The organism is Chloroflexota bacterium, assembly GCA_013152435.1.
Lineage (GTDB): Bacteria > Chloroflexota > Anaerolineae > DUEN01 > DUEN01 > DUEN01.
The window spans coordinates 20,815-27,219 of sequence record JAADGJ010000080.1 but is presented as its reverse complement, the minus strand read 5'-3'; the positions used below and the strand labels follow the sequence as shown (position 1 = coordinate 27,219).

Sequence of the window (6,405 nt, the reverse complement as noted above, 5' to 3'; positions counted from 1 at the left end):
GGCATGGCGACGCCGTGTCCGGACCAAGTTCTTCGGCACCTTTGAATCCCAGCAATGGCTTAAGCTGCATTTCCCAGAGCGTGTTTGAGAAATGCCGTTGCCCCTACTATGGGGAGCCCCTCCCTCTGGTTTGGCCCTTTGGGTAGCGAAGGGCCAAACCAGAGAGAGGGGAGGTCCCCTCCACATCTCCCCCTGTGGATCTGGTAGCCAAGGGAGCCCCTCAGACACCTTACGGATAAATTTTCAGGCACGCTCTCAGACACACTCACGGAGCCTGCAACTCGCGTCGTGAGTCGCCTCACGGAATCTCCACGGCGTTGGACACACGCCGTTCAGGATGGCGCACTGGCGCACGCGTCTTCTGCCGCAGGAGCAGGATGAAAAGCGACAACGACATGCGCAGCATGTAGTAGACGCCGCGCAATGGGCTGTGCATGGAGTCGCCCGACCGCCGGCCGTGCATCGTCACCGGCACCTCCACCACCCGGAAGCCAGCGTAGAGCAACGCCAGCAGCGCATCCGCATCCGGAAAGTCAGACGGGTAATTGTCATACGCGAAGAAGCGCAGCGCATCCCGGGAGAGCGCCTGAAACCCGGATGTGGGGTCCGTGATCCGATGACCGGTCAACAAGTGCACCACCGAGCTGAAAAAGCGCATGGCCAGCCGCCGGGGCAGGTCCACCGGATAGGTGTGCCGCCCCAGGAAGCGAGACCCCACCACCACGTCCGCCTCGCCGGCCAGCAAGGGTGCCATCAGATCGGGAATGCTATCCGGATCGTGCTGCCCGTCGGCGTCCATCAGCACGGCCAGATCGTATCCCCGACGCACCGCGTATCGAAATCCGGTCTGGACGGCGCCGCCGTACCCCAGGTTGCACGGCAGGCGGATCACCTCCGCACCTGCGGCGCGAGCGCGCTCCGCCGTATCGTCGACTGAACCATCGTCGACGACCACACACGGCATCTCCGGGAACCGTTCCCGAAGCTGATGCAACACCCCCTGAATATTCGCCGCCTCGTTGTAGGCCGGCATGATCACCAGCTGACGCACGCCCGCCTTATCGCTCACGGGCTCCCTCCGCGCCGTCATGTCGGGGCAGCGATGAGAAGTCCAGAGCGGCCTCCTCGCCCGCCCATTGCTTCGGCAGCCGCACGTAGAAGGTGCTTCCCGGCTTCACCTGCGGGTTCGATTCCACCCAGATCTGTCCATGATGGCGCTCGACGATGTGTTTGCAGATCGTCAGCCCCAATCCCGTCCCCCGATACATCCGATTCACCCCGCCGTCCACCTGATAGAAGCGATCGAACACGCGCTCCTGCTCCGAGGGCGGGATGCCGATCCCAGTGTCCTGTACGCTGATCTCCACCGCATCCCCCAGGTCCCGCCCGGCTATCGTGATCCGTCCCCCGGCGGGTGTGAACTTGATCGCGTTCTCCACCAGGTTGGTCAACACCTGCTCCAGACGCATGCGGTCCCCATCCACCTCCGGGAGATCGACCGGCACCCGATTGACCAGCGTCAGGCCGGCCGACCCCGCCAGCGGCGACAGCTTCTCCTGCACCACCCGGGCGATCACGCCCAGCGGCACCGGCTCCACGTGCAACCGGATCTGACCCGACTCCAGCCGTGAGAACTCCAACAGGTCGTCGATCTGACGCTGCAAAACGACCGTCTGCTCCTTGACCGTGCCCAGGAAGTCCTGCTGGAGCTCGTTGATGGGCCCCGTCTTCCCCATCAGGATGATCTCCACGAAGCCCTTGATGGAATGCAGAGGGGTCCGCAGCTCGTGGCTCACCACGGACAGGAAGTTGGACTTCATGCGCTCCAGCTCTTTCTGGGCGGTGACGTCACGCAGAACGGTCACAACCCCGCCCGGCACCCCAGTCGCGTCCCGCACGGGCGACGCCAGCGCCTGATAGGTCCGCACGCGGCCGTCCGCCCCCGGCAGATCCAGGTCCCGGATCTCATCATGGCCTTCCGCCAGCGTCTCCTCCACCAGGCTCAGGAACGGCTCGTGCTTGATCGCCCACGTCAGCGGGACGCCCGCGGGCGGCATCTGATCCAGGCCGAAGATGGTCGCCGCCACCGGGTTCAGCAACACCAGCGCTCCCGAGCGGTCCGTCACCACCACGCCATCCCCGATCCCCTGCAGCACCGCCTCCAGCTCCCGGCTCTTCTCCCACACGTCCTGGTAAAGCCGGGCGTTCTCGATGGCGGTCGCCGCCAGATAGGCGAAGCCGATGGCAAGCTGGCGCGTCTTCTCATCCAGCGTCCCCATCTCCGGCGAGGAGGCCAGGAACAAGGCGCCGATGGCCCGATCACGCGCCACCAGAGGCACGATCAGGCACGCGCAGCCCGGCCACCACCGGGCGGCCACGCGCTCCAGCGCCATGTGCTCAGCCGCGCTCGGAGACCGGCCGTTGGCGAACACCTCGGCCAGCCGGGGATCCTCGTCCACGCCGATTCGGAAGGCCTCCCCATCGGAGCGTACTCCCGACAACTCGCGCCGCTCGGGGTCCCACAGCGCGACCGCGCCGCCCTGCGCCGCCGGGACGGTGGCCAGCCGCTCCGCCACCAGACGCAGGATCTCCTCCAGCCGCAGCGTCGAGGAGAGCGCCAGCGCCAGGTCCTGCAGCGACCGCAACTCCAGCACCCGATCGCCCAGATCGGCCGCCGTGCGTTGCAAGGTCTGCGCCTTCTGCTCCAGGTCCTGCGCCTGCCGCGCCAGCTCCCTCCGCAATTGCCCGATCCGCTCCCCCCGGGTAACCAACACCCACGCCGCCCACACCGCCACGCCAACCCATAGCGACAGGAGCACATATCGCTGAAGGAACAGGGGATCGCCCAGGAAGGCGATCTCCCCGGCGGACAGGATCAGGGTCAACACGTAGAGAGGGCCGAATCCGAAGGGCGCCCACAAGACGCCCCGCAATCCCGGGCTGTATAACGCCGCGCGCAACGCCAGCGGGCCATACAGGAGATAGAGGGGACTGGCCAGACCGCCATAACGCCCGATCAGAGATGAGGCGTAAAGGACGTCCACCAGGTAGGCGGCCCACAGCAGCGGGACCACGGCGTGAATCTCCCCATCCCGGAGGACTAGGGCCCACGTTATCCCCACGGCAAAGGCCGCAAAGGCCAGGAACTCCGGCGGCAGCCCCCCGGCAAAGGGCTGGCTCGGCCCCAGCGCGGCCATCACCAGGCCCAGCAGGACCAGCCCCCACCGGGCAGGCACCCCAATTCGGCGCTCGTTGGCCAGGGCGGCCTCCAACATCTCGGACCGTTCCACGTCACGCATCCTCTATCACCGGGGCTTCGGGGTGGGTAAGGCCGTCGGCGAGGCGGCGGGCGTGGGCGAAGATCCCCCCATCTCCCCTTCCGAGCCGCCCTCCCCCGGCGCAGCGACGTCCGAATGTCCCTCTTCAGCCCCTTGTACGGCCGTCGGCGGCGCCTCAGCAGGCGGAGGCTCGGGCGTAAACGTCGCCGTCGGGGAGGGGGTGAGCGTGGGCGTAGCAGTAGGTGTGGGCGTCGGCGATGCCGTAGGCGTCGGCGTGGAGGTGGGGGTCGCCGTGGGCGTGGCGGTGGGCGTGGGCGTCGGCGTCCACGTAGGCGTCGGTGTGGAGGTGGGAGTTGGAGTGGGCACCGGCGGGGAGACGGAATGCACCCAGACCCCCGCCTGGGTCCCCACATAGACGCGTGCCCGATCCACGCCGGACACGCTCACCGTCCAGGCCCGGCTCCCCCCCGGGCGATGCGCCATCGCCTCCCAATGCTCGCCGCCATCCACGCTTTGCAGGACGCGGCCGTCATCCACCACGGCGTAGATCACCTGGGCCAACAGCCGATCGACCGCCAGCGAGACGACGGTCCTCCCCGCGGGCAACGGCAGGGAACGCCAGCGATGCCCGTTATCCCCACTCCGGTAGATCCCCCGCTCCCCCACCAGATACACGGTTCGCCCATCGCTGGCCGGCACCACCAGGGTGAACGCATCCCAGGGAAGCCCCTGGCCCCGCTCCCAACTCAACCCGCCGTTCCCGCTCAGCCACAAGGCCGGGTCCGTGGTGACCGCGTACAGGGTGTGGGGCTCATCCCATCCCACGGCCAGCGCCACCACGTCGCCCTCCCCGGGCGCGCTGAGCTCGCTCCAGCTTATCCCCCCATCCCGGCTGGTCCAATAGCGCCTCCCGCCGGCGATGTACACATGATCCGGGCTGAGCGGGGCGATGGCCAGATGCTCGGCCCCTGTGGGCAACAGGATGCCGTTCTGCCACGTCGATCCGCTATCCAGGGAGCGATAGATGGCGGTATGCTCCCCCCAGGAGGCCAGCGCGTACACGACACGCCCCTGCGCCGGTGCCGCCTGCCAGGCCACAAGCCGGGCGCGCCCCAGCCCGTCGCGGGGCCACCCTCCCTCAATGCGAACCCAGGATGCCCCACCGTCCAGGGTCCGCCACAGGCCCGGCCCGGCCTCGGCATAGATCAAGGCAAGCCCCTCGCTCCCCTCAGCCTGCACCCGCCTCACCTGATGCCCGCGCAGGCCCAATGATCGCCAGCCATCCGCCTGACCACGAGCCCCCCAGGGCCACATCACCAGCGGCAGCAAGAACACGATCACACCCACCAGCAACCGGTAGGGAAGAGGGGACAGACGATCCCAAAGCCTCATGATCCTCACTTTAACGCAAGGGAGTCGGCGTCGGAGTGGGTTTGCGCGGCCGCTCGCGCTCCTTCGGCGGCGGTGGCGGCGGAGTGGGCGTCGCCGCGGGCGTGGACGTCGGTGTGGGCGTCGGCGTAGGAGGAAGGACCAGTGCCTCCGGCACCGTCGCCACGGGGACGTTCAGGCCCACCAAGCGGGAGCTGACCCATCCCTCCTGCTGATCGTTGACGCAGCAAATCAACAGCCAATCCCCCACAGGCGTCCGGGCGACCACCTGGAGCACATCGTCCAACCTCACCTGGCTGATGACGTCGAACTCGGTGCCGGGACCCGCTCGCACGTTGAGGACCTGCACGCGCACGACGGCGACCGGGGTGGGTGTGGGCGTCGGGGTCGGCGTGGCGATGGCCAACTCCACCGCCTTCAGGCCCTCCTCCGCCGGCCCCCGATCGGCTACGTTGAGGCTGAGCGCGGCCTCATACACCTCTCGCGCGCCCTCCGGATCCCCACGCGCCAGCGCCTGCTCGCCCATCTTCACCAGCGTGGTGAACAACAACTCCATCGCCCGACCGCTCGCGTAGTCCGGCTTCTCCGCCAACAGCGACTCCAGGCGGGCCCGAGCGTCCACCAAGTCGCCCCGCTCGAAGGCCAGTTGCGCCTCCAGGTAGATGGAGCTCAGACGACGCGCCTCGGCCGCCTGCACGTTGCGGGGATGGATCCGGAGCGCGCTGCCGAAGCGCTCGATCGCCCGCCGGGTGGCCTCGCTTCCCGCCCCCGGTTGCGAGATCAGGGCCCACCCATCGTTCAGGTAACAGACGAACAGGAACTCCTGCACGGCATCCCGCCGGAACCCGGGGTCCTGCTGCTCGATCTGTTCAAAGCGGGCCAGCGCCCCCGCCCAGTCTCCCAGATCGTACAGGCGCACCCCCTCCGTATAGAGGCGATCCAGCTCCTGTCGGCGGGCGACGAACGCGGCCTGTTGGGCCGCATCCGCGTAGTTCGGATCTACCGCCAGGATAGCGGAAAGATGCGCCGCGGCCGCGTCCCAATCCTCCGCCAGGATAGCTGCCGTGGCCTTGCGGTAGCGCTCGGCCAACGCCTGCAAACGCTCCGCACGCGCCAGACCGGCCTGGGCTTCGGGATCGTCCGGCGCCAGCTCGACCAGCTGAGCAAAGGCCTCCCGGGCGCCCTCGTAATCGCCCAGCGCCAGGCGGGATTGCCCCCGATTGTACAGCTCCTGTAGCTGGGCCTGACGCCCACCCCCCGTCCAGGAACCCAGGCGCCCCTGGGACCAGGCCACACCGATCACCGTCACCGCGGCCACCAGGAAGAGCACCAGGACCCGAAATAGCCAGCGCGGGCGAGCGGCGGGCGGGGCCGGCTCGGCGATCGGACGTCGTTCCGGGACCTCCTCCTGCTCCAACAGCTCCAGCTGGATGAACCAACGAACCTCATCCAACAGGGGGGCCAGCCCCTGCCGATCCGGCTGGATCTCCTGCAGGCGCGTGAAATACTCCAACGCGGCCCGCCACTCCCGACGTTGGTAGTGGGCCATCCCGCGCTGGTATAGGAAGTCAGGCAGGTCTTGTCCCTTCAGGGCTGCGCGACGCGCATCGGAGGTGCCGTCGACATCGGGCTTTTGCGAGCTCCCCAGCCGGATGTCGAGAGAATCCTCCGGCGCATCCGCCCGCAGCGTGGGATCCTGATCAGGCATATACACCCATCATCCCGGCCAATCGGCGAC

Annotated in this window: 4 protein-coding genes; all 4 read right to left on the bottom strand. The window is 68.0% G+C overall.

Annotated elements, in window-relative coordinates; translation table 11 throughout:
* Positions 1-298 precede the first annotated feature (298 nt).
* Genes GXP39_11985 through GXP39_11970 form a run of 4 tightly spaced genes read right to left on the bottom strand, consistent with a single transcriptional unit; the run spans position 299 to position 6,375 of the window.
* Positions 299-1,090, bottom strand: coding sequence for a glycosyltransferase family 2 protein (locus GXP39_11985; GenBank protein NOZ28755.1), 792 nt, complete (start codon positions 1,088-1,090; stop codon positions 299-301).
* A complete protein-coding gene (locus GXP39_11980) occupies positions 1,059-3,290 on the bottom strand; it encodes a PAS domain-containing protein (protein ID NOZ28754.1) in 2,232 nt (743 codons plus the stop codon). The genes GXP39_11985 and GXP39_11980 overlap by 32 nt, the downstream gene beginning before the upstream one ends.
* Positions 3,291-3,305: 15 nt before the next feature.
* Positions 3,306-4,670, bottom strand: coding sequence for a hypothetical protein (locus GXP39_11975; GenBank protein ID NOZ28753.1), 1,365 nt, complete (start codon positions 4,668-4,670; stop codon positions 3,306-3,308).
* Positions 4,671-4,680: 10 nt separating this feature from the next.
* A complete protein-coding gene (locus tag GXP39_11970; GenBank protein ID NOZ28752.1) occupies positions 4,681-6,375 on the bottom strand; it encodes a tetratricopeptide repeat protein in 1,695 nt (564 codons plus the stop codon).
* Positions 6,376-6,405: the final 30 nt, after the last annotated feature.